At 56.0% G+C, this 24,076-nt stretch carries 19 protein-coding genes, 1 pseudogene and 2 riboswitches; of the genes and pseudogenes, 9 read left to right on the top strand and 11 right to left on the bottom strand.

Annotation, left to right across the window (positions count from 1 at the left end; all coding sequences use genetic code 11):
* The first annotated feature begins 85 nt into the window (after positions 1–85).
* The 3 genes from AC1RSM_RS06240 to AC1RSM_RS06230 all read left to right on the top strand — a co-directional run bounded on the left by AC1RSM_RS06240 (position 86) and on the right by AC1RSM_RS06230 (position 3,175).
* Positions 86–1,024, top strand: a complete 939-nt coding sequence (locus AC1RSM_RS06240) for a ZIP family metal transporter (protein ID WP_492930516.1) — start codon at positions 86–88, stop codon at positions 1,022–1,024.
* A gap of 322 nt (positions 1,025–1,346) precedes the next feature.
* Positions 1,347–1,979 (top strand): ATP-binding cassette domain-containing protein, encoded by a 633-nt coding sequence (locus AC1RSM_RS06235; RefSeq protein WP_492930514.1) that lies wholly within the window; start codon positions 1,347–1,349, stop codon positions 1,977–1,979.
* A gap of 86 nt (positions 1,980–2,065) precedes the next feature.
* Complete coding sequence (locus tag AC1RSM_RS06230) at positions 2,066–3,175, top strand: class II histone deacetylase (RefSeq protein ID WP_492930512.1); 1,110 nt, start codon at positions 2,066–2,068, stop codon at positions 3,173–3,175.
* Positions 3,176–3,220: 45 nt separating this feature from the next.
* Here AC1RSM_RS06230 and AC1RSM_RS06225 read toward each other — a convergent pair whose 3' ends face one another.
* From AC1RSM_RS06225 to AC1RSM_RS06195, 7 genes are all read right to left on the bottom strand, one after another.
* Positions 3,221–4,156: a helix-turn-helix domain-containing protein gene (locus tag AC1RSM_RS06225; protein WP_492930510.1), complete on the bottom strand. Its 936-nt coding sequence runs from the start codon at positions 4,154–4,156 to the stop codon at positions 3,221–3,223.
* Positions 4,157–4,387: 231 nt separating this feature from the next.
* Positions 4,388–4,999, bottom strand: coding sequence for a superoxide dismutase (locus AC1RSM_RS06220; RefSeq protein WP_492930508.1), 612 nt, complete (start codon positions 4,997–4,999; stop codon positions 4,388–4,390).
* Positions 5,000–5,052: 53 nt separating this feature from the next.
* Complete coding sequence (locus tag AC1RSM_RS06215) at positions 5,053–5,538, bottom strand: DUF2753 family protein (RefSeq protein WP_492930506.1); 486 nt, start codon at positions 5,536–5,538, stop codon at positions 5,053–5,055.
* Between the two features lie 302 nt (positions 5,539–5,840).
* On the bottom strand, positions 5,841–7,274 hold the full coding sequence (locus AC1RSM_RS06210) for a hypothetical protein (RefSeq protein ID WP_492930504.1): 1,434 nt from the start codon (positions 7,272–7,274) through the stop codon (positions 5,841–5,843).
* Positions 7,275–7,518: 244 nt separating this feature from the next.
* Positions 7,519–9,519 (bottom strand): DUF8189 domain-containing protein, encoded by a 2,001-nt coding sequence (locus AC1RSM_RS06205; RefSeq protein ID WP_492930502.1) that lies wholly within the window; start codon positions 9,517–9,519, stop codon positions 7,519–7,521.
* A gap of 96 nt (positions 9,520–9,615) precedes the next feature.
* A complete protein-coding gene (locus tag AC1RSM_RS06200) occupies positions 9,616–10,779 on the bottom strand; it encodes an NnrS family protein (RefSeq protein WP_492930500.1) in 1,164 nt (387 codons plus the stop codon).
* A 79-nt stretch (positions 10,780–10,858) separates the two neighbouring features.
* The gene (locus AC1RSM_RS06195; protein WP_492930498.1) at positions 10,859–11,338 is read right to left on the bottom strand and encodes a MarR family winged helix-turn-helix transcriptional regulator; all 480 of its coding nucleotides are present in this window, start codon (positions 11,336–11,338) and stop codon (positions 10,859–10,861) included.
* Between the two features lie 413 nt (positions 11,339–11,751).
* Between AC1RSM_RS06195 and AC1RSM_RS06190 the strand changes: the two genes are divergently transcribed.
* Together AC1RSM_RS06190 and AC1RSM_RS06185 are read left to right on the top strand one after the other, a co-directional pair.
* Entirely contained in the window at positions 11,752–12,891 is a 1,140-nt protein-coding gene (locus tag AC1RSM_RS06190) for an FAD-dependent monooxygenase (RefSeq protein WP_492930496.1), read from the top strand.
* A 270-nt stretch (positions 12,892–13,161) separates the two neighbouring features.
* Complete coding sequence (locus AC1RSM_RS06185) at positions 13,162–14,478, top strand: MFS transporter (RefSeq protein WP_492930494.1); 1,317 nt, start codon at positions 13,162–13,164, stop codon at positions 14,476–14,478.
* A gap of 140 nt (positions 14,479–14,618) precedes the next feature.
* Here the strand turns inward: AC1RSM_RS06185 and AC1RSM_RS06180 are convergent, their stop codons facing one another.
* Together AC1RSM_RS06180 and AC1RSM_RS06175 are read right to left on the bottom strand one after the other, a co-directional pair.
* Positions 14,619–14,888: a hypothetical protein gene (locus AC1RSM_RS06180; RefSeq protein ID WP_492930492.1), complete on the bottom strand. Its 270-nt coding sequence runs from the start codon at positions 14,886–14,888 to the stop codon at positions 14,619–14,621.
* On the bottom strand, positions 14,885–15,688 hold the full coding sequence (locus AC1RSM_RS06175) for a YggS family pyridoxal phosphate-dependent enzyme (protein ID WP_492930491.1): 804 nt from the start codon (positions 15,686–15,688) through the stop codon (positions 14,885–14,887). The genes AC1RSM_RS06180 and AC1RSM_RS06175 overlap by 4 nt, the downstream gene beginning before the upstream one ends.
* Before the next feature lie 77 nt (positions 15,689–15,765).
* Between AC1RSM_RS06175 and AC1RSM_RS06170 the strand changes: the two genes are divergently transcribed.
* Positions 15,766–17,073 (top strand): aminotransferase class I/II-fold pyridoxal phosphate-dependent enzyme, encoded by a 1,308-nt coding sequence (locus AC1RSM_RS06170; protein WP_492930489.1) that lies wholly within the window; start codon positions 15,766–15,768, stop codon positions 17,071–17,073.
* 89 nt (positions 17,074–17,162) lie between these two features.
* Here the strand turns inward: AC1RSM_RS06170 and AC1RSM_RS06165 are convergent, their stop codons facing one another.
* Complete coding sequence (locus AC1RSM_RS06165) at positions 17,163–18,047, bottom strand: EamA family transporter (RefSeq protein ID WP_492930487.1); 885 nt, start codon at positions 18,045–18,047, stop codon at positions 17,163–17,165.
* A gap of 85 nt (positions 18,048–18,132) precedes the next feature.
* Between AC1RSM_RS06165 and AC1RSM_RS06160 the strand changes: the two genes are divergently transcribed.
* From AC1RSM_RS06160 to AC1RSM_RS06150, 3 genes and pseudogenes are all read left to right on the top strand, one after another.
* Positions 18,133–18,648 (top strand): MarR family winged helix-turn-helix transcriptional regulator, encoded by a 516-nt coding sequence (locus tag AC1RSM_RS06160; protein ID WP_492930485.1) that lies wholly within the window; start codon positions 18,133–18,135, stop codon positions 18,646–18,648.
* Positions 18,649–18,686: 38 nt separating this feature from the next.
* Positions 18,687–20,354: a VRR-NUC domain-containing protein gene (locus AC1RSM_RS06155; RefSeq protein WP_492930483.1), complete on the top strand. Its 1,668-nt coding sequence runs from the start codon at positions 18,687–18,689 to the stop codon at positions 20,352–20,354.
* Positions 20,351–22,528, top strand: a pseudogene (locus AC1RSM_RS06150) (ATP-dependent DNA helicase); the annotation flags it as partial. The gene AC1RSM_RS06155 and the pseudogene AC1RSM_RS06150, both read left to right, overlap by 4 nt.
* Here the strand turns inward: AC1RSM_RS06150 and AC1RSM_RS06145 are convergent.
* Positions 22,473–23,834 (bottom strand): D-amino acid dehydrogenase, encoded by a 1,362-nt coding sequence (locus AC1RSM_RS06145; RefSeq protein WP_492930481.1) that lies wholly within the window; start codon positions 23,832–23,834, stop codon positions 22,473–22,475. The pseudogene AC1RSM_RS06150 and the gene AC1RSM_RS06145 overlap by 56 nt on opposite strands.
* 48 nt (positions 23,835–23,882) lie before the next feature.
* Positions 23,883–23,961, bottom strand: a riboswitch (glycine riboswitch).
* 4 nt (positions 23,962–23,965) lie between these two features.
* Positions 23,966–24,053: riboswitch (glycine riboswitch) on the bottom strand.
* Positions 24,054–24,076 lie beyond the last annotated feature (23 nt).

Below are 24,076 nucleotides of genomic sequence, written 5' to 3'. Positions count from 1 at the left end.
ATGTCCTTGCAAAGAGCCGTTTTACGGCTCTTTGCCGTCTGAGGGGCATCCTGGGATAGCGTATTTTTCTTGGGGGCGCACCGGTATGAAACCGAAAATAAGCCACACTTTTTTGCCCGGTAAGGGAGCGTCGCCGAACTGGCGACAGCATTTTCGGCTCTGGATTGGGCTGATTATTTCCATGGGGGGCGTGTGGGCCATCTGTCACCAGTTCTGGCTATACGTACAAGATCACCCCGTGGTTTTGCAGGCCTTGGTCGGCGGTTCGGTAGCTGCCTTGGCAACAGCTCTGGGAACCGTGCCTGTCATGTTTTCCCAAACCATGTCGCAACGCACACAAGACACGCTCTATGGCTTTGGAGCAGGGGTGATGCTGGCCGCTTGTGCCTTCTCGCTGGTCTTGCCAGGTCTGGAAGCGGCCGAGAAGCAGCAAGTCTTTGGGGGCGGTAGTTGGGGCGCAGGCTCCGCTGTGGGCCTGTCCATTTTGCTAGGTGCTGCGGCCTTGATGCTGCTGGATCGCATCTTGCCACATGAGCACTTTATTAAAGGTCGTGAAGGGCCGGACGGCCCGTCCGCCAGCAAGCTGCGCCGCACCTGGCTGTTTGTGATTGCCATTACCCTGCACAACTTTCCTGAAGGTTTGGCAATTGGTGTGGGCTATGTGGGCAATGAAGGTGTACGTGCCAATGCATTGGCCACAGGTATCGCTATCCAGGACGTTCCCGAAGGCCTGGTGGTAGCGTTGGCCTTGTTGGCAGCAGGCTATAGCCGCACTTTCTCTGTTCTGTTGGGGATGGCCAGTGGTTTGGTCGAACCCATTGGTGCCGTTTTGGGAGCTGTGGCAGTGAGTAGTTCGCTGATTTTGCTGCCTTTTGGTCTGGGCTTTGCGGCGGGTGCCATGCTGTTTGTAATCAGCCACGAGATCATCCCGGAGTCACACCGGCAAGGGCATGAGACTTTTGCAACGGGTGGCTTGATGGTGGGCTTTGTCTTGATGATGTTGCTGGATACTGCCTTGGGCTAAGTGCTGAAAGCGGGCACCGAGCCGCCACGCACCAACCTAGTCCTTTGAAAAATAGCCTGAACAAGCCTGCCTTGTTTCAGGCTATTTTTTTCAGATCAAAGCGTGTTGACAAAGGCGGGTCACAGCAGGCGAACGGCGGGATAAAACGCTGAGTCAAGAATGCTGAAACCGTGCCGAGTCCAGGGTTCGCAATCGGCTGTAAGAGGCCCATCGCGAAGGCCTATACTAAAGCCCCCATGAAGAGAGAGCCTTGTGCTCAATTTTTATTTCGCCAGTTAAGGGGTTTTTCAGCTCTGGCGCTTTTTTATCACTGACTTCCAGCATGCTACGAATCGACAATCTCAGTAAACACTACGGCGACCATCAGGTATTCCAAGGGCTGACCCGTACTTTTTCGCCCGGATGCATTGCGCTCTGTGAAGAAGACAGCACGGGGAAATCCAGCTTGTTGAGCATTATTGCCGGCCTTATTGAGCCGGATGCCGGAGAGGTCTGGGTTGACGGCCATTCGCTGGCTCAAACGCCCAAGCAAGCCAGGGCCCGTATGGCCTATGTGCCGGACAATTGCCTGATTTTTCCTTCGCAAACAGGGCGCGGATTTTTGGAGCAAATGGCTGCGGAAAAGAATACTGGCCTAGATGCGAGCGTGCTGGATCTGGCCTATGACCTGGGGCTGGAGGAGCATTTGGATAAGCGCTTTGAGCAGATGTCGACAGGGACGCGTCGCAAGGTATTCCTCGCGGCGGCCGCCTTGGGTGACCCCGCTGTCATTATTGCCGACGGCCCGAGTAACGGGCTGGATACGCAGGCGCGTGTCGTCCTGGCCGAACAGTTCAAAATCTGGTCCCAGGATCGCGTCGTTTTGTTTGCCAGTCACGATGCTGAGCTGGTGCAGGCCTGTGGAGCACAGCTTATGGAGCTTGCCCCGCTCGGGGACGCATCGCGGATTGTCTAACCCAAATTCGGCAATCCTACGGATTCTTTCAGCGGTCCAGATAACTACCATAGTCATGCCAAGTAAATCAAAACAAAGGAGACGACATGGCGACAGGATATGTTTGGAATACGCTGTACGGCTGGGTGGACACCGGAACGGGCAGTCTGGCTTCCGCGAGTCTGGCTGCACGCTTGCAGCCCATCAGCCACCATCTGGCTCATCCGGATACAAAACGCCGCTTTCACGAATTGGTGTGCACATCTGGGCAAATTGACCATCTGACCAGCATCAAAGCCAAGCCTGCGCGGGACAAGGATATTTTGCGTGTTCACACGGCAGAGCATTTGGCCAATATGCAGCGTGTCAGCGCCTTGCCGACAGGCGGCGACACGGGCGATGGCATCACGACCATGGGAAATGGCGGACTGGAAATTGCCATGCTGTCCGCTGGTGGGGCAATTGAACTGGTCAAGCAAGTTGTCAGCCGCGAAGTCAGCAACGGCTATGCCTTGGTCAACCCGCCCGGCCACCATGCGCCACGCGCCGGGGCGATGGGTTTTTGCATTTTCAATAACACCTCCGTAGCCGCCGCTTATGCCCGCGAGGAACTGGGTCTGGACCGCGTCGCTATTCTGGATTGGGATGTGCACCACGGGAATGGAACGCAGGATATTTGGTGGAATGATCCTTCGGTGCTGACGATCTCTTTGCATCAGCACCTGTGCTTCCCAGCCAATAGTGGCTACACAAGCGAGCGTGGTGAAGGCGAAGGCCTGGGCTACAACCTGAATGTGCCATTGCCGCCCGGTGGCGGTAATGCAGCCTATGCCTATGCGATGGAAAAAGTAGTGCTGCCTGCTCTGCGAGCGTATAAACCGCAGCTGATTATTGTGGGCTCGGGTTTTGACGCCAGCATGATGGACCCCTTGGCTCGCATGATGGTGACCGCATCTGGTTTTCGGCAGATGGCGCGTCAGGTCATCGACTGCGCAGAAGAAATCTGCGAGGGTCGCATCGCTTTCGTGCAGGAAGGGGGTTACAGCCCACACTATCTGCCATTTTGCGGTCAAGCCGTTATTGAGGAATTGACGGGCGTGCGCAGCTTGCCAGATCCCTATGCGGAATTCCTGGGAGGGATGGGTGGCGATACTCTGTTGGATGCCGAACGTGCCTGCGTGGATGAGGCGGCTGGCTTGCTGAGTGGTCTGCGTTAAGCGGCTCCTTGCCGCGTAGATCACGCTGTGTCCGGAGCTAGCCCCTCAGTGGCACAGTCCGGGCACGGCGGCCAAAATGGCGCCGTGCGCATCCGGGACATACCAATGATTCAAGGCCGCTTTCACAGCGGCCTCTGTGCGTCGAGTAATGCCCAGCTTGCGCAGTACGGAGGTGACATGGGAGTGCACCGTGCGCTCGCTAAGAAACAAGCTGGCGGCGATTTCCCGGTCGGTAAAACCCGTGATAAGCCAGCCCAAGACTTGCATTTCCTTGGCGCTTAGCGCGGCGGGCAAGGCGGCGGGAGCCAGCCGTACCAATACATCCCCTTTAGGAAATCGCTGCGCTTGTAATCGGTAGCTACGCTTTCCCTCCAACCAAAACGCCTGCAAGTTTGAGCTGTCCTGACGCATGTAGGACAGCGCTTGGCCCAGTGCGGGGCTGAATTCAGATGCCCCCTTGGCCATATCTTCACGCAAGACCAGCCCACCTGCCTGCGGGACCAGATGCAAGACGCTGCCATTTTCCGTGCTCATGCTTTGCAGAGCGTCTTCCATTAGTACTTTCGCACCCAGCGCCAGGGTGCGCACGTGGCGATTAAAGCGCCCGGCTTGTTGAGAGGAAAAGTGGATCATGCCCAAGTAGCTGCCCCCGCGTTGCAGCTCTACCGTCATCCCGTCCTGAAATCCGCCTTGCAGTAGCGCATCGGTATAGATGGCCGTGCTGCGAAAAGGCGGGTCCATCGTGTCTGAACACTCTGAAATAGAGGGCGGCAACAAGTCGTGGGGTGACGCCTGCGCCGTAAAGCCGGGGGCGTAAATCTGTGGAAAACCGGTTCCCAAGGCAGAAGCGCAGTTTCGGTTATAGCCTTCGCAATGCAGCTCCAAATGCGTGCGGCTTTGCGGTGTACAACCCAGTAGCTGCACCGCATCGAAGTGGAACAAGGAACGCAGGGATTGAATACGATCGCAGAGACTCAACATGGCAGGGCCTGAGGATGGATTTGCTAAGGACGCTAACTATCAACATAGCGTTTGATACTGGTGAGCGCAATCAGGCCAAACCCCGGTCACCGGGTTGAGAATGCTGCACTGCCTTAGCCAAAAACAAGAACCCTCCGGTTTGGAGGGTTCACTTGAGGGTATTGCAGGGGGGGCAGTAGTGCTGTGATTTCCGTCCCCAATGGACACGGCTAGGGTCATTCCTGAAGCAAATTACTTGACCGCTTCCAGGTAGCGCCTCAAAACTTCGGCCCAATTGACCACATTAAAAAACGCGGCAATGTACTCAGGGCGGCGGTTCTGGTATTTCAGGTAGTAGGCATGCTCCCACACATCCAGACCCAGGATGGGGGTATTGCCATGCATCAGCGGGCTGTCCTGATTTCCCGTACTTTCCACAAGCAGCTTTTTCTCTGGCGTCACGCTCAGCCAGGCCCAACCGCTGCCAAACCGGGAAATAGCGGCCTTGGTAAAGGCTTCTTTAAACTTCTCGAATCCACCCAAGTCCCGGTCAATGGCGTGAGCCAAATCTTTGGGTAAGGTCTGATCCGAATCCGGTGTCATCACCGTCCAGAACAAACTGTGGTTGGCATGGCCGCCGCCGTTATTGCGTACCGTATCGCGCACATTGTCCGGCAGTGTATTGAGCCCGGTAAGCAATTCATCAATAGGGGGGCAGGGCAGACCGGCTGCCTCCATCGCCGCATTCAGATTATTGATGTAGGTCTGATGGTGCTTGCTGTAGTGAATCTCCATCGTCCGGGTGTCGATATGCGGTTCCAACGCATGGTAGGCATAGGGCAGGTCGGGCAAGGTGTAAGACAAGACACACTCCTTGATAATCCCAGGCACAACAGGCTTGGGCAGTTGAGTCAAAATCAATGAGAAAAGGCGCGTTCCTGCGGACTGACCGCCCCTAAAAACAGGGCAGAGCAGGTAGGGACATGATGAGGGTAGCGGCGTGCGTAGCGGGCCAGTTCGGCATAGGTGCGTCGGCTGTGTTGCCAGGCTGCCATGCGCCAGTCATCCGCCAGACGAGTATTCGCCGCAGCGCAGCATAGGGTTTCATGGGCGGTGCAAAGGTGCAAGCCTTGCTCATCGCTTTGGCCTAGTTGCTCGCAGGCATCCGCCAGATTCAAGTGGGCAATGACCCAGGCGGCGATGGTTGCGTCTGCCCCTTCACCATCGCAGGAGCCAAACAGCAATGGTTTCACATAGGCCCGCGCTTGCTGATAGTGCGCGATGGCATCGGCGTAATTGCATGACTGGAAAGCCTGATTGCCTTGAGCAATCAAATTGCGCCAGGAGGCGAGTTCGTCACGGTGGACCAGGGCGTTCTGTGGCTGTTGAGTAAGCGTCTGCATGCATTGCTCCTGATAAAAGGTAGCGCATCAATAATGAAATTAATGATAATGATTTGCATTTATATTATCAAGAAAATCCCAGAAGCAAATCGTAAGCAGATCAAACCTGCGCTGCAAAGCAGCTAAAAATAGCTCCCAAACCCTTTGTTTTCGCGGGCTTTCGAGTGGGGGCCGTGCTCTTTAGGTGAATACCCTGTAGCCTGATAAGGCTTGTTTCAGATCAAGCAATCCCTAGGTCTGGGCAAGAAAAAAGGCTGAAAGCAATAGCGCTTTCAGCCTTGATTCATCCCGCCAGGGTCGTTTTAGCGACGTGTAGCGGTCAACTCATATTCCATGTCTTGGTCATAGCTGCCCAAAGAGGTCGCGCTGACTTCGTACTCGCCCGGCTCCAGCTGGACTTCCAGACGTGCATTCAGATCACCACCGCTATCATCATCTTCGGCCACGGTTTGACCGTTCTTGCGCAGAACCAGGTAGGTGTCAAAGGTCGGGGAGGTCATGTCAATGACATAGTGGCCTGCCTGACGAATATTCAACTGGTAGCTGTCGCTGGTAATACCGCGCAGCATCAAGGCTTGGCGAGGTTCGCCCACCTTTAGCACACCACCACCGGCGTTTTCAGGAACGTCATCAGCCGAGGCGTTCAGCACAAACAGACCGGCTTGGCTCGAGCCAGAAATAGTCACGCGGTGTTCGCCTGCGCCCATGACGCCACGGACACGTTGCTGACCGGATTCATCGCCGTACTGATTGGCCGTGATCGAATCCACTTGCAGGCCGGCCTGGAAGCCTTGGGCGTCCATTTGCACGGTTACCAGCTTGGGCTCGGACAGGGTGAAGCTGTAGCTTTGGCTCTCGCCGGTGAACAGGCCCGTCTTGCCGTCGCCGTCCAGACTCAGGCTATCACCCGATTTCAGCTCGATCTCGCCCGTCATTTCTTCAGGTTTGATTTCCAGCGAGAAACCGCCCTGGAAGTTTTGCGAACCGATAGCCGAGCTGGCCTGAATAATGTATTCGCCTGCTTTCAGATAGACCTGCATGCGAGCATCAGTGCCGCCGCCGCTATCATCGTCCGAAGCCAGTTCAATGCCGCGACGATCCATCAGTTTCAGGTAGGCGTCCAGGCTGTTTTGCTCGGCCTTCATGGTCAGGCTGTACAAGCCATCTTTCTCGATATTCAAGCGGTAGCGCTTTTGGCCGCCCATCGCCCAGTCATTAATGCTCTGGTCTTGGCGCAAGGGTTCGCCGGAGTAGGATTCCAGCGTGTCCACATTCACTTGGAAGGGGCCGTAAGCGCTGGTGTTAAAGCCGCTGACGACAACTTGGTAGGTGTCGTTAAAGTCGGCCTTAAAGCCTAGGGTAGTTGCCTGGTTCTTGGTTTCGCTTTCAGGGCAGTCTTCGCAGCGCTGAGTGCGCGAGATCAGTTCGCCATTGCGCAGCACGCTGATTTGCGGGCGCAAAGGACCGGTTACTTTGATCTTGATGATCTGGCCCGCTTCGGCTTTAACGTCGAACAAGCTGCTGCGTACGCCGTCGCTCAGGTTCAAAAAGCTCTTGCTGGTCAATTCGCCCGAGCTGGATTGACCCAGTGTCAGGGTCTGGGCAGAACCGGTGGTGTTCGGTGCGCTGAGCGGGCTGTTTGTTGTCGGGGTAGGGACATTTTTAGCGTAATAAATGGCGCCACCAGCGCCGATGACTACGCCCAGCAGGGCAGCAAATAAGGTAGTTGGCTTCATGATCTCTGAAAGAGTAGCTAAATAGAGTGGGCCCGATAGGCCGGGAACCGTCAGCGGGCGATTGTACTGGAGCTAAGAGGGCTAGAGTACGCCCTTGCAACAAGATACTACTGCAACTGTGTTTAAGCCTGTGCCTCCTGCGGGGCGTGGATCAGTAACAGGATTCATTTTTTGACCTGGTCTTGACGCTGGCGCGCAAACTGGGTTCGCGTACTTTGTTACGTTTTAAAGGGCTAATTTGGTGCTAAGGCTGCACATAGGGCTGGGTGATCAGCGTGGGCGCGTCACTAAATGAGCGCCCACCACCGGCAGGCGGGGCTGGCGTCAGGGCAACTTGCATCCACTTGCCTTGGCGGCGCTCCAGAAGGCGATAGCGCTGTTTGGCGCCTACCGGGCGACTGGCCAAATACAGAACACCGTCCAGCCTGTAGAGCGCGGGTTGGGAGGCAGACTGTTTTTCCACTTCGTGAACCTTGCCTTTGTCCACCAGAAGAATGGCTCCACCCGGGCGCTGTTGAATAGCCACCACGACATTTTGTTGTTCATCCAGGCTCAGGGCAGGAGTGCCGACATAACTCAGGCCCAGATCGACAGGCGGGGACCACTGTTGATTGTCCGGGTTTTGCGTCAGTCGCAGCAGATGCTGGTTCTGCCGGTCACGCATAAAGAGTTCAATGCCACCTTGAGCGTTCAGAATCGAGGCCAGCCCACCGCTGATCGCTGCAGAGGGAATAGCCTGCCAAGGCTGCCACTGCGAATCGCGCTGTTGCAAGGTCTGGAACAACTGACCGTGTTGATTGCTGGCAAACACATGCGCACGCCCGTGGGTATCGACACTTAGTGTGGCGGGGTAAACCGCTTGCTCCAAGGCGGGCAAAGCTTGCCAACTGGCCCAGCCGTAATCGGGCTGGCGGGCAGCGCTCCAGTAAAAGCGCCCATCTGTCCCCATCGCAATTGCCTGGCTGGTATGGCGGCTGACCAGAGGGGTATGCAAGACACGCGGGCCGGACACTTTTTGCCAGGCTTGCCATTGATCGTCTTCTGTTGAACGGCTCACCCAGACCTGCCCGGTTGCGTCACGGGCAAACAGCCCAGGGCTGCCATCGGGATATTGAAAGGCACTTAAGGTATCGGCGGTGCGCCCGCCTAAGGTGGTCCAGCGTTCCTGATTCAGATCCCATTGATTGATGGCATCGTTCTGTTCGCCAGAGGCAAAAAAACTGAGCTTGCCTGCGCCATCGCTCAGCAAGCTGGCGGGGTAGTCGGCACGGCTGGTGTAATAGCTGCGCTGCACCCAGGCCGCGGCGGGGCCGGCAGGCTCCTGGCAGATGGCAGGCCCTTTGCACGCGTGCTGATCGTGCCAGGCGTAGCGCCGGAAAATCTCTGTTTTGTGATGAATCTCGCTCAAGGTGAGATTGCGGGCTTGCTCTTGAATGGGGTAGTCAACATAGCCGGTTTGGGCGTAATTGCCAGGGGCGGCCAGCATGGCTTCTCTGACCAAACGCGCGCTGGCGATATGGTCTGGATGCCCATGGCCGGGACAGCGCCAGCATAGCTTGATGTAGGGCACTGGATTGGTGTCGTCCAGATAACGCACACTGGTGGGGCGGTATTGCCGGATCAAAGCCGCCAGCAGCTGGACCAACTGCTCTCGGTTCAGGCTTTGTTGTGGGCTATCCAGAGTCTGTACGGTTTGGCCGGGCTCTGACTCGGCACGGCTTAAAGGAGTCAGGCTACCCCAGCCTGAGCCCAGCCACGGATCTTGCAAGCGCAAGTGACTAAGTTGAATGCCCGGACGGGCCAACAAACTAAATTGCGTCACAGAGGCACTGCCCAGCATCAGGCGGGTTTGCTGCCAGGCATTGGGCAAGCCGCTCATATAGGCATAGGCTGCACGCACGCCACGCTCGCGGCTATACATATAGTCCAGTCCCCCTTTGCGTTCGCTGGCTGTCAGATACAGCACTTGCATGCAGGCCCCGGACTGAATGGTATTGAGTAAGTCAGGATTCATGAACAGCAAGTCGTCATCCATATGGCCAACAACCACCAGGTCACGCCCGCCATGGCAGGGATCATTGGCGGCCAGCGCAGACAGGGGCAAGAGCAGGGCGCACAGTCCGGCAAGCAGAAGGCGTTTTACGGTGGCGCAGGCCAAAGAGGCAGCAGGCATGGGGGGATGAGAGCGCGGATAAACAAGGATCAGAGCGATCCGTCCCGCGTTGGCGACTGAGGGCGTAACCAACGTGCCTGCTTAGTATAAGCAGGCACGGTCAGGCAGAAAATAAAGATAAACGGCGCCAGCTGCTTTGCTTTTCAAAGTGTGGCGCCGATGCCGCGATCAGTTCATTCGGGGGCGAATTAACATGGGTGCAAACTGATGCAGGTAGTTGAGCATGGCCAAAATCCAGAATAGGCCCGCCATATGCAAGAGAGGCAGGCTCCAGCTGCTAGGGATCAAAGCCAGCAAACGCAGTACGCAAGCGGCAATCAACAGGGCATAGCTCCAAACCACTTTAGGGGAGGCGCGCAGTGGGCGTCCCAGATGGCCCAGTGCCGTGCGCGTCAGCATGCCGATGATCATGACGCTAAAGCCAGCCAGCCCCACGATATGGACGGGCCAGGCAGCGCGTAACACCCATCCCGCTTCATAGGCGGCTGCGCTGAGCAGACCCAGTGCCAGACCGGCATAACCCAGGTAAAGAATCCACAACAAAGGGGTGTTGCGGCTGGCCCAAGGCTGCCAGCGCGTCCATTGGTAGCAGGCAATCAGGCCCAGAGCAGCCAGGACGATAGCTAAAGGCATACGCCAGGGTGTCAGCGACAAGATAATGGCAAGTGCACTCAAGCCCATTTGCCAATGCCCGCTGCGCGTCTGGGCAGGCAAGCTCAGGCCGGGCAGGGCGCGCATAGCAAAGAAGGGGATGATGCGGCGCGCAATCAACAAGGTGATCAGGCCCATGGTCCAAAAGCCACTGTAGAAGTAGGGCATGGGATCTTGGCCTTGCATCAGGCTATACATGAACAGGCTATGGCTGACACCCAATGCCAGGATGGCGACCGGGATGCCGTAGTTGCGCTTGTTACGAGCGATCAGGATGACGCGGGCCAGCTCGGCGGCAGCTACGGCAAAAAACAAGGCGTCCAGAATGAGCGCCGCCATTTGTCCATTGGGTACAAGCAGGCTGAAGCGCGCCAGAATCCAGAGCAGACACAAAGCCCCCAGCGAGGGGCCGCGTAAGGTGGCTTGTCCGGTCCAGGTGGCGCTGGCGGTTAGCAAGAAGCCCACAGCAATCGTGCCGATAAAGGCCCAAAGCATTTCATGGGCATGCCAGTACAAGGAAGGGATGGCGGCGTTGGCCAGCCAGCCGGGGGTATACAGCCACAGAGCAATGCTCGCGGCGCCCCAAAGCGTGGCTAAAAGATAGAGCGGGCGAAATCCCAGTTCCAGGAAGGCGCGCCACTGAGGGCGGCTAGAGGCGGGGGAAGCAGTCAAGGGAGTCATGGCAGATAAGTTATAAGATGTATTTTAAATATATCTTAAAGGCCGAATAAAAAATAGCCTCTTGGTACTCTGGCGGAACTTATTCTTTGTCCGACATATCCAGCGTGCTATCGATCATTTTGCGCAGCAAATAAACAATGGCCACGCGTTCGGCCGGGTTCAAGTTGCCCATGGTCAGTTCACTGATGGTATGGGCGCGAGGAATGACGCGATCCAGCAAGTCCAAGCCCTCTTGCGTTAATTCCACAATGACTTTGCGGCGGTCATCCTTGTCGGGAGCCAGCTCAATCAAATTGCGGGACTTAAGACGCTGGATAATGCCGCGAATGGTGGCCTGGTCTACAGCGGTTGCTTCCACCAGTTCAGTCTGGGAGCTGGGGCCGTGGTCGCGCAGTGCGCACAGGGTCACGAATTGAATCGCTGTCAGCTGCGTGTCGCCTACGTAATGTTGAAAGATAGCCGTGTGTCGCTGTCCCGCCTTGCGCAGCAGGTGGCCGATTTGTTCGGTGACATCGTAGGACAAGGGAGCGGGGGGGGCTGAAGGGGTAGTAGGCTGCATAGTCTTTCTGTCTTGTTGTGGAATGGGCAGGCTAGAGGCGTAACAACTTGGCAAGTATACCCGCGCAGCGCTTGTCCCATGCCTGATCCAGATCAGTTCTTTCTTATTTGAAGTGTCAGCGCTTATAGGGTGTGCACCGCATTAAATGAGTCTACACACTGATAATTCTAAAAATTAAACAAAATCTATGTATTCAAGCTTAAAGCTTATTTTTACTTTTGTTTTTAATTATAAGTAACTGATATTAATATAGTAAAAATCATTTTCCACGTGTTTTTAGCAGCTCTTAAAATCACCTAGGCTAGGTATAAACCCTAGCTACAACCCCTGTTTTCATGCTTAAACTTAGTGTGTACACTACTAAAAAACATGTGGTGAGCACTTTTTACGAGTGCCGTGATTTGGAGCTAACGATGGAAAAGACAGTCAAGATTGCGATTGTAGGGGCCGGTCTTGGCGGAGCCGCTGCGGCGACTCTGTTGCAGCAAGCAGGCTTTGAGGTAGAAGTATTTGAACAGGCGCCAGAGTTCTCGCGTTTGGGTGCCGGTATCCACGTAGGCCCGAACGTGATGAAGATTTTCCGCCGCATGGGCTTGGAAGATGCACTGGATCAAATGGGTTCACACCCTGATTTCTGGTTCAGCCGTGATGGCGAAACGGGCGATTACTTCTCCCGCATCCCTCTGGGTGAATTTGCCAAGAAAGAATACGGCGCGTCCTACATCACTGTGCACCGTGGCGATATGCATGCCTTGCAAATTGACAGCATCAAGCCGGGCACTGTGCACTTTGGCAAGCGTTTGGAAAACCTGGTGGACCGCGGCGACGACGTTTTGCTGGAATTTGCGGATGGCACCAAGGTCACTGCTGACATCGTGATTGGCGCCGATGGCATCCACTCCAAGATCCGCGAGACCTTGTTGGGTGTAGAAGACCCTATTTACAGCGGCTGGGTGGCTCACCGTGCCCTGATCCGTGGCGAAAACCTGGCCCGCTTTGCGGACGAGTTCGAGGACTGTGTGAAGTGGTGGACGGATGATCGCCACATGATGGTGTACTACACCACAGGCCGTCGTGATGAATACTACTTTGTGACGGGTGTGCCACATCCAGCCTGGGATTTCCAGGGTGCCTTTGTGGACAGCTCGCAAGAAGAGATGCTGGAAGCTTTTGACGGCTATCATTCCACCGTTCAGAACCTGATCAAATCGACAGAAAGCATTACCAAGTGGCCTTTGCGCAACCGTAATCCTCTGCCTTTGTGGAGCCGTGGTCGCCTGGTCATGTTGGGCGATGCATGTCACCCCATGAAGCCGCACATGGCACAAGGCGCTTGCATGGCGATTGAAGATGCCGCCATGTTGACACGCTGCTTGCAAGAGACGGGCCTGTCGGACTTCCGCACAGCCTTTGATCTGTACGAGCTCAACCGTAAAGAGCGCGCTACTCGTGTTCAGTCCGTATCCAACGCCAATACCTTCTTGCGCACGCAAGAAGACCCGGCCTGGGTATACGGCTACGACCTGTACGGTCAGGATCTGAAGTCCAGCTAAGTTGCGTACTGCGCTGAATCCGGGAGCGATCCGGGTTCGGTGCGGTGCCAGTCTGATCGGGTCCCGCCTTGCTGCATGGCCACTCTATAGAGATCGGTGTGAGCACGTCGGGAGTCACCGTTGGAACATCACCCTCAATCTGAAGACGGTCTGCCGCCCACTGGGGGGAGTGCGGACACGTTAAGGGCCCTGCTGTGTTCTGTCAGGCGCTGTTTTTAGGCAGTTTTCTGGTTCACCAGGCATACCAATAATTATCTGGAGATATACAAGGTGCATTCATCCATCCAAAGTCCTGCGGCTGTGCCTGCAGACCGGGACGGTAACGGAGATCTCTATAAGAAGATCGTCTGGCGTCTGATCCCTTTTCTGTGTTTTTGTTATTTGGCTGCCTATCTGGACAGAATTAACGTCGGCTTTGCCAAACTGCAGATGCTCGATCATTTGCAGTGGAGCGAGACGGCTTACGGTCTGGGTGCCGGTCTGTTTTTTCTGGGCTACATCCTGTTCGAGGTGCCCAGCAACCTGATTCTGGAACGTGTGGGCGCCAAGCTGTGGATTGCCCGCATCATGATTACCTGGGGCTTGTTGTCGGGCCTGACCATGTTTGTGACCACGCCTACGCAGTTCTACATTCTGCGCTTTGTGCTGGGTGCGGCTGAAGCAGGCTTTTTGCCGGGTGTGTTGTACTACCTGACCTTGTGGTTCCCAACCTATCGACGCGGCAAGATCATTGCCTTGTTCATGATTGGCTTGCCCTTGTCCAGCGTGATTGGTGGTCCTTTGTCGGGCTGGATTATTGGTCACTTTGATCACATGAACGGCTGGCGCGGTTGGCAGTGGCTGTTCTTGTTGGAAGCGATCCCCAGTGTCTTGCTCGGTTTCCTGACGTTCTGGGCATTGCCTAATAATTATCAGTCTGCCCCTTGGTTGAGTAATGAAGAAAAGTCTCGTCTGGCTGCTGATCTGGCTGCCGACGATGCTGAAGGCAAGGGCGTCAAACACAGCTTTAGAGACGGCTTTTTCAACCTGAAAGTGTGGATGTTGGGCGGGATCGACTTTTCGATTTTGCTGGGCACCTATTCCATCAGTTTCTGGATGCCCTCCTTTATTCGGGCTGCAGGGGTGCAAGATCCATTCCAGATTGGTTTGATGACGGCTATTCCTTCCCTGGCGGGTGTGGTGGGTATGTTGATGATCGGTGCCAGCTCGGACCGTCGCCGTGAACGCCGCTGGCACTTGATTGTGCCGCTGACTATCGGTGCGATTGCTCTGGTCGCCAGCACCTTTGTTGCGCACGATGCCTGGTTGACGGTTCTGACCTTCACCATTGCTTCAGCAGTGATTATGGGTGCGGTGCCAGTGTTCTTCAGCTTGCCAGCTACTTTCTTGAAAGGTACGGCTGCGGCAACAGGCTTTGCTCTGGCATGTTCCTTGGCCAATATTGCTGGTCTGGTCAGTAACTCGCTGATTGGCTGGGTGACGGATTTGACAGGTTCGGGCAGTGCCGCCTTGTGGTTGTTTGCCGGTAGCCTGATGGTCAGTTGCTTGTTGGCCTACGCTTTGCCTGCCAAACAGGTAAACCGCTAAGCGCTGAAAGACGCGTGTCGTCTGAATGAAAAAACCTACCCGGCCAATAGCCGGGTAGGTTTTTTTTGAAGGGTGCGGCGTGGGATGCGCCGCGTTGCCCAATGGCTGTGACAGGCTTGTGGCCTGATCACAAAGCCGGCTTAGGCAATAACTTTGCTGCCTTGCTGCAACCAGGCGTGCAAGTCCGCAGTTTCATAAAGCACTTGCGCGCTCAGGACACGTAAGCCGTGGGGGCCGCTATCCAGGATGCGGTGTTCGCCCTTGGCTTGCTGCAATTCCAGTTCGCTATCAGGCAGTGTCATTAAGTGACGGGCAACGGCAACGAGCTGCTCGGGGGGACAACAAGGGCTGGATTCAAAGTGTCCGACTTCTTTGCCGTTTTGGCGGAGGATCAGGCGTAATGGATTCATGATGTTGTTGCCGTTTCAGAGACGGGCCAGTAAAAGTTGTTGGGCGTGGCGCGAGCACCAAAAATAGCTTGTCCGACGCGCACAATGGTGGAGCCTTCGGAAATAGCGACTTCGTAGTCGCCCGACATACCCATGGACAGTTCGCGTATATCTTCGGCGTGGGCGATGTCATTGCGCAGTTGATCGCGCAAATTACGCAGCAGGGCAAAACAAGGCCGTACCCGTTCCGGGTCGGCATCCATCAAGGCCAAGGTCATCAGACCTTTAACGCGCAGCGCGGAAAACTGTGGTAATTCGCGCACAAACGCATGAACCTCTTCAGGCGGCAGACCAAACTTGCTCTCTTCGCCAGATGTGTTGACCTGCACAAAGACATCCAGGCTGCGCCCTTCAATTTGCAAGCGGCGGTCCAGCACTTCGGCCGTTTTGAGTTTGTCCAGCGCATGAAATTCGGAGGCGAAACGTGCAACGGACTTGGCTTTATTGCTTTGCAGGTGTCCAATAACAGCCCATTCCAGATCAGGCAGTTCTTCGCGCAAGGCTTCGTACTTGCCTTCGGCCTCTTGCACCTTGTTCTCGCCCAGCAAGCGGCAGCCCGCTTGGTAGGCCAGGCGAATGCGGTCTAGCCCGAAGGTTTTGCTGACGGTCAGCAAACGTACATCGCCAGCCGCCCGCCCGTAGCGCAGGCAGGCTGCATCAATTCGTTGTTGTACCAGGGCAATGCGTTCCCGAAATGCCTCTACACTGGTGGAGGTGGGATAATGCTCGGTGTGAAGTACATCAGGGGCGGATTCGGACATGGCGCACCAGTAAGGAAGAAAAAAAAGATAAACTCGACCCTGCGGGTCGCGCATAAACTATTATGTCATAGGTCAAAATGAATATCCAGGGAAGCAATGCGAAGGAACTTTTCGATGATATCCGCCAGCAGGTTGCACTGGGGCGTATTGCTCCAGGCCAGGTCTTGCCGCCGGTGCGCGAATTAGCCCAGACATTGGGTTTGAACCGGAACACTGTCGCACTGGCTTACAAGCGCTTGGTGTCTGCCGGTGTCGCCGATGCGCAAGGCCGCCGCGGTACCCGTATTCGTGAAGCCATCCGGGAGTTGGCGCGCGAAGGCCATGGTGCCAGTTCGGCCCTGCAGGATTTGGCCAGTGGCAATCCAGCATTGACGTATTTGCCCGCCCCGACGCAATTGATTGCCGGTGTGCGCGGCCACAGCCAAGCTTTGTATGGTGCAGATCCTTTGGTGCCGGAACTGCGCGCGGTATGCCAGCAGGTGTTCCATAAAGATACGCCACTGGAAACGGATTACCACGTCAGCTACGGGGCGGTAGACGCCATCGAGCGTTTGCTGCAGGCTTTTTTATTGGCGGGCGACAAAGTCGGGATTGAAGACCCCGGCTATCTGAACAGCATCAATTCAGTGAATACCTTGGGCTATAAGCCGGTTGGTATCGCAGTCGATAGCGAAGGCATTGTGCCTGCCTCCCTGGAAGAAGCCTTGGCGGATGGTCTGCGTGCCTTGATTTTGACGCCCCGGGCGCATAACCCAACGGGCTGTTCGCTCAGCCGTGCACGGGCCAAGCAAATAGAACAAATCCTCAAGGGCTATCCTGAGCTTCTCCTGATGATCGACGATCATTTCTGGATGTTGGCTAGCACCCCTTACCGCAATGTCATTCCCGCTGATCACCTGCGTTGGGCCTTGATTCGTTCGGTTTCTAAAGGGCTGGGCCCGGATTTGCGCGTTGCCCTGGTGGCTTCTGATCTGCAAACCAGTGAACGTCTATCGCAGCGCCTGGCTTCCGGCGCTCAATGGGTCAGCCATCTTTTGCAGCAAATGGTCGTGCACGGGCTGACCGATGCTGATATCAAGGCGCAGACTCGTGTGGCCCAGGCCGCTTATGTGCAGGCTCGCAGCGACGTAATGCAAGCTTTGAAAAAGCAAGGGATTCCCTTTTGGGATAGCGAAGAAGGTTTTAATTTGTGGATTCCGCTGGATCGTGAAGCCGAACCGGTCTTGGCGGGACTGGCCGCTCGTGGTTGGCTTGTGAGGTCAGGGCAGGTATTTGGCGTGAGCAGTCCCGCTCAAGGCTTGCGGGTCAGTTTTGCGAATCTGGATGCCAAAGGCGCTTTGCGCTTTGCCACGGATTTAGCCCAGGTGCTTCAAGAACGCTATTAATCACTATCTTGCTGTTGCTGAGGGAGCAGCAAGATAGTGACTTTCAAGTATTGCGCCCACCCATTCAGACAGAAAAGGGGGCGCTATTTTTATGGCCGAGAGATTTGTTGACGGGGGCGATTACTGATCCACTGTACCGCCAGCACACTGCCCATCACCAGGATAATGCCGAGCAAGCTTGTGCCTGTCATGGCCTGGCCTAAAATCAGCCAGCCTAGTATCACGGCAGTCAGCGGGCTGAGCAGGCCAAGCGAAGACACGGCCACCGAGGGCAGTACGGCAATACCGCGGAACCACAAGGTGTAGGCCAGCAGCGCTCCCACCAAACACAGGTAGAAGTAGCCGCCAATCTGCACAGCACTGAGCGAACTATCCAGTGGTGGGTCCAGCAATAGCGCCAAGGGGGCGAGCATCAAACCGCCCAGTATCAGTTGCCAGGCTGTAAAAGCCAGAATAGGCAGGCCACTGCGCCAGCGATGGGACAAATAGGTGCCCAAGGCCATGCACAAAGCACCCACAATGGCTGCCACCATGCCCCAGGTGTCCCACTGGCTTTCAGGGGACAAGAGCAAAATACCCATGCCGAAAATGCCTACCATGCAGGCCACCAAGGCCATAGTCACAGGGCGTTTACCTTCCAGGGCCCAGGCCAGGGCGATCACAACCAAAGGCTGGGCGGCGCCGACGACTGCCGCCAAGCCGCCGGGCAAGCGGTACGCGGCCACAAACAAAAGCGCCTGAAAAGCCCCAATATTCAAAGCGGCCAAAATCAGCGTGCGTCCCCATTCGCTGCGAGCCGGCATGCGACGGCTCCACAACAACAGCATCAGGCCAGCTGGGAAACAGCGCAAAAAAGCGGCGATAAAAGGGCGGTCCGGCGGCAGGATTTCCGTGGTGACGATATACGTAGAGCCCCAGATAGCGGGCCCCAGCGCGGTCAGCGCCGTCACAATCCAAAGAGAAAGTCGATTCATGGTGAAAGTATCTTGATGTCGAGATAAATGCCAGTGTAGGGATGATTTATCTTAATATCAAGATAAATTACGAAATCGAGAAATCATGAGTACAAGCCAAGAACACGATGCGGTAGACCTGATCATCCAACAATGGCGCGAGCAGCGCCCTGATCTGGACGGGCTGGACGCGATGGCCTTGTTGGGACGCATGACACGCTGCTTTCAGCTGGTGCAAAAACAGATGGGCGAAAACTTTCGGCGTCATGGCCTGCAATTAGGGGAATTCGATGTGCTGGCCAGTTTGCGACGTTCCGGGCCACCCTATACCTTGGCTCCCACCGCCTTGTTTTCAAGCTTGATGGTCAGCTCGGGAACCATGACGCATCGCTTGCAAGGCCTGGAAAAACAGGGCTTGATTGAACGCATTGCGGACCCAGAGGATGCGCGTCGTATTTTGGTGCGTTTGAGCCCGGCCGGATTGGCCTGTGTGGACGCCGTCGTTGTCGATCACTTGGCCAGTGAGGAGCGCTTGCTGGAAGGCCTGGATGAGACACAGCGACACAGCTTGAACGCCTTGCTGCGGGATTGGATGCGCTTGCTGGAGTCGCGCCAAGCGTGAAGGAGTGCTAAAGTAGCTGGATATATACACAGCCTACTATGACACCGCCAGAGCTCCCTCCTTTTTACTATCTGCATAATTTCCATCAGGTTTTGCAGTGGGTCCAGCACGCCAGTTCGGACCTGCTGGAGGACGAGCACGTCCAATGCGGTCATCTTTTTCGGCAGTCCTCGCAAGCGTCCCAAGCCTTGTTGGTCCGGCTTTTGATGCGCAAAGGACCGGTGTTTCGTATCGACAAGCTGCGCTATCCGGAAATCCCGGATTTGAGTGCTGCCGTGCAGGCCTTAAGCGAGTGCGGCTTGATTTATACAGATCCGGAGCTGGATCTGGAGACCTTGTTCTCGGTCCATACCTTGCCGGAATTGCGCCGTCTGTTCAGCGACTTACCCGCAGGTGGGCGTAAGTCGGACTATCGGGAATGGCTTGCTCAAGAGCGTGGTGAACAGGCCCGCCCATTTGTGGACTGGTGTAAGGACCTGAGCTTGCAGGCTCCCTTATTGCGTTTATCCCCCCAAGTGATGCATTGGGGACAGCGCCTGCAGCTGCTGTTTTTTGGCAACCACTATCAGGATTGGTCAGAGTTCGTGCTGAGCGATCTAGGCTTGTATCGCTATGAGCGTGTGGCGCTGGATCAGTCCAACCGCGCCTTTCGCCATAGTGATGATGTGCGTTTGTACGAGGCCTTGTCGCAGTTGCGTGACAGTGGGGATCAGGCCGACCCCGAGCAGTGGGCACAGCGTTTTGATGCCGTGTTGGCAATAGAAACGGATAGCGAGTGGTTGCAGCGTCGCAAGGCCAAGACCCTGTTTCAGTTAGGCCAGCAGGCCGAGCGCCAGATGTGGTGGCCCCTGGCCGAGCAAGCCTATTGCACCACAGCCTGGCCAGGCGCGCGCTATCGTCAGCTTCGGGTGCTGGAACGCCAAGAGCAGTATGCAGGGGCATGGCCTTTGTTTTGTCAGGCTTGGACAGAACCCGAGAACGAAAGTGAGTCACAAAAACTGCGGCGTATGTTGCCTCGTATGCGTCGCAAATTGTTGGTGGACCCGCCCCCTGATCACAGCATCAGCAAGCCCCGTGGTCGTACCCAACGCAGTGATTTGATCCTGGATGATGATGGCCGCCGGGTCGAATCACAAGTGCGAACTCATTTCGATAGTCCCTTGGCCCCCGTGTTTTATGTTGAAAATGCGCTGTTTCCCGCTTTATTGGGCTTATTGTCCTGGGAGGCGATTTTCGCTCCTTTGCCGGGCGCTTTTTTTCATCCTTACCAGTCTTGCCCGGCAGATTGGGGAAACCCGGATTTTGTCTCCCGTCGCCAAGCCTTGTTTGATGAGGCCTTAAGCGTCTTGGAAGGGGCTGACTATAAGGCTCTGATCTGGCAGCGGTGGCGGGACAAGCAGGGGATTCAATGCCCCTTGCTGATCTGGCCCGCTTTGGGTGAGTCCATTATTGAGCAGGCCTTGCATTGCATCCCGCCCCAACATTTGAAACTGGTGTTCAAGCGCATCTTGCAAGATTGGCGCGATAACCGATCCGGCTTGCCTGATTTGGTCCGCTTTATACCCTCCCAGCAAAGTTATGAATTGATTGAAGTAAAAGGTCCGGGTGATCGCCTACAGGACAATCAACGTCGTTGGCTCAGTTACTTCGAGCAGCATGCCATTCCGGCACGTGTTTGTTACGTGACCCGGCCGGAGCTCTCATGAAAGCCTGGACGGTAGGCGTTCGAGCCTTATGCGAATTTACCGCTCGTAGTGGTGATCTGGACTTGCGATTTACCCCGGCCGCTACGGCTCAAGAGGGCATATTGGGCCACCAGCAATTGCGCTTGCGCAGGCCCAGCCACTACGAGGCTGAAGTGTCCCTGTCCCATGAAATGGATGGCTTGCTGGTGCGGGGTCGAGCTGATGGCTTTGATCCGAAAACCGCCTGCCTGGAAGAGTTAAAAACCTATCGCGGCACGTTTGAAGGGATTCCCGAGCATCATCGTCGCCTGCACCTGGCGCAGGCAAAGGTCTATGCGGCCATGTTGTGCCAGGAGCGGGATCTTCCCGGAGTGACGGTTAGCGTGGTGTATTACCACGTAGATAAGCACAAAGAGACTTTTGTATCCGAGTACCTGGAACGCGCTGATTTATGGGCATTTTTTGAACAGCAATGCCGCGCTTACGTGGAATGGGGGCGCCAGGAGCAAAAGCATCGCCTGGCGCGAGATCAAGCATGTACAGAATTGCAATTTCCCTTTGGGCAGTTTCGTGCGGGTCAGCGTGAGTTGGCCGTAGCCGCATTTCGGGCGCAGCGTGATGCTCAATGTGTCTTGGCTCAAGCACCTACAGGTATTGGCAAAACCTTGGCTGTGGTTTTTCCTGGCCTGAAGGCTATGCCGGAATCCGGTCTGGACAAGCTGTTTTATCTGACTGCCAAGAATTCGGGTCGACAAATGGCCTTGGATGCCTTGACCCGTTTGAGCCCGGAGGGCGAGGGGGCATGGCGCGTGCTGGAGATGGTTGCGCGCGACAAGCAATGCCCAAATCCAGATAAAGCCTGTCATGGCCAGTCTTGCCCTTTGGCAGAAGGTTTTTATGATCGCCTTCCCGCCGCACGACAGCAAGCGCTGGAGCAGCCCATGCTGGATCGTCATCATGTGCAGCAGGTCGCCAGCGAACATCACATTTGCCCGTATTACTTGGGGCAGGAAATGCTGCGGTGGGTGGATGTGGCGGTAGGGGACTACAACTACTTTTTTGACACCCATGCTTTGCTCTATAGCCAAACCCTGGCGCAGCAGTGGCGCAGTGCGGTGCTGGTGGACGAGGCCCACAATCTGGTCGAACGCGCCCGTTCCATGTATTCCGTGTCTTTCTCGCAGACGCACTTGCGCATGGCACGCAAAGCCTCGCCCTCATCCCTGAAACGTCATTTCGCTCCGTTGACGCGACTGATGGATGATTTGCTGCCGGAGGAGGGCACAGACCAGTGGGGCTTGGAGAAGATCCCGGAGGATTTGCTGGAGCAATGCGAATATCTGTCCGCCCGTTTGGGGGCATATGTGGCGGATACTCCCATGCCACAGGACAGCCCTTTGCTGCAGTTCTACTTCGAGCTGCTGTATTTTGTGGAGCTGGCCGGGCAATTCGGCTCCCATTCTTTATTTGATATTTTGGCACGCCACGATGGGGTGGTGCTCACGATACGCAATATCGTGCCTGCCCCGTTTCTTGCTGCGCGTTATGGTGACGCGCATGGTGTGGTGCTGTTTTCAGGCACCTTGAACCCGGCGCAGTTTTACCGTGATGTGTTGGGATTGCCGCAAAGCACTAGCGAATTGAATGTGGCGTCGCCTTATCGGGCTGAACAGCTACGGGTGCGGCAATACACGGATTTGTCCACGCGCTATGCCGATCGGGCGCAAAGCCTCAACGGGCTGTGCGATATTGTCGGGCAGGCGTATCAAGAGCAGCCGGGCAATTATCTCTTGTTCTTGAGCAGCTTTGACTATCTGGAGCAGGTCAGCCAGGCCTTGCAACAGCGTTGGCCTCAGATGCCGTTGTGGCATCAGCAAGCAGGGATGAGCGATCTGCAAAGAGCGCAATTTCTGGAGCGCTTCACAGAAGAAGGGCGGGGTGTGGGGCTGGCTGTCTTGGGAGGGGCGTTTTCAGAAGGGGTGGACTTGCCGGGCAAGCGCTTGATTGGCGCCTTTATTGCCACCTTGGGCTTGCCCCAGTTCAATCCCGCCAATGAGTCTGTAAAACAAGTCATGGCCCGGCTCTTTGGGGAGCGGCGGGCCTATGACTATACCTACCTCTATCCGGCGCTACGCAAAATTACACAGGCCGCGGGTCGTGTGATTCGCGATGAACAGGATCAAGGCTTTGTGTATCTGCTGGACGAGCGCTATGGGCAGCGGCGGGTGCAGCAGTTGCTGCCGGACTGGTGGCAAATTGAGCAGGTGCAGACTGGCGTTCGTGCTGAGCAATCACCTCGGTGATGATTTCAGCAGTGGCGGCAGACAAGGTCCAGCCCAAGTGGCCGTGGCCGGTGTTGTAGTACACGCCAGGGCGGCTGCCAGCTTTTACGCGCGGCATCATGTCCGGCATCATGGGGCGCAAACCAGCCCATGGCACGACGCGGTCAGTGGCCGCATCGTGAAAGTTGCGACGGGTCCAATTGGTCAACGGGGCGATACGGTCGGCACGAATATCCTTGTTGCCACCGTTGTACTCCGCGGTACCGGCCACACGCAGGCGATCTTTGCCCAGACGGCTGGTCACGATCTTGGCCTCTTCGTCCAGCAGGCTGACCCAAGGGGCGGCTGCCTGGCTTTCGGGTGAATCCAGGTAGGCAGAGATCGAATAGCCTTTAACAGGGTAGATATTGATATAGTCGCCCAGCAGGTGAGCCAGATGGCGGCTGCCTACCCCGGCGCACACGACCAGCGCATCCACGGACAGGGTATGAGTATGAGCCTCTGCGCCTTCGCCGGTACGCAGCTGGATGCGATGCGGTGGGCCGCAATCAATCCCCAATACGTCCGTGTCTTGCAGAAATTTCACGCCTCGCTTGGCGCAAGCGGCTGCTAGACCACGGGTGTATTTATGTATGTCGCCCGTGGCGTCCGACGGGGTGAAAAAGCCACCGTAGTACGTGCCTTGCAGGGCAGGTTCGATCTGGTGGATTTCATCGTTGGTGACCGTGCGGCGCTCCAGACCACCCTTGTGCAGTAGCTGGCTGACTTTCTTGCCAGACTCAAAGCCACCTGCGGTGTGGTAGATGTGCAAAATGCCGCGCTGTTCCAGGTCAAAGTCGATGTTTTCGTCTTTGGCCCACTGATACAGGTTTTCGCGCGCCGTGATGGCCAGCTTCACCGTTTCAACAGTGTTGCGTTCGTAGCCGGAGATGGCGCCCACAAACTGGGCCATCCAGCTGTATTTGTGCCAGCTGGGTTTGGGATTGAACAGCAGTGGGGCGTCTTTGCGCATCATCCACTTCAAGCCCTTCAGAATCGTGCCACGGCTGTTCCAGACCTCGGCGTTGCAAGCGGAAAGCTGCCCACCATTGGCAAAGGAGGTTTCCATTGCGGGGTAACGCAAACGGTCGATAACGGTGACTTGGTAGCCTTTCAGGCTAAGGGCGTAGGCGGTGGTGATTCCGGAAATACCGGCACCAATGACGGCAATATGCGACATAACAGGCTCCTGACAGGTGAATTGCCACCCAATAGTGGCAATACCCCATCTGTCCTGTGACCTGAGAGTTTATCCAGCCTTTAATGGGCTGGGCTCCTTCGGTGGGCGCCGTGCGCCGCTCTCCAGAGTGTCGGGCTGGTACGATCCTTTTGCCTGAGAGATTCCGGGGTGGTTGCTCCGTCGGCGCCTGACTGAACAGGTCTCTTTCATACCGCCTGCAATGACGCGACTACATTAGCTGT

Source organism: Alcaligenes sp. GW821-FHT11D07, assembly GCF_058808495.1.
This window is presented reverse-complemented; position numbering and strand designations above follow the sequence as displayed.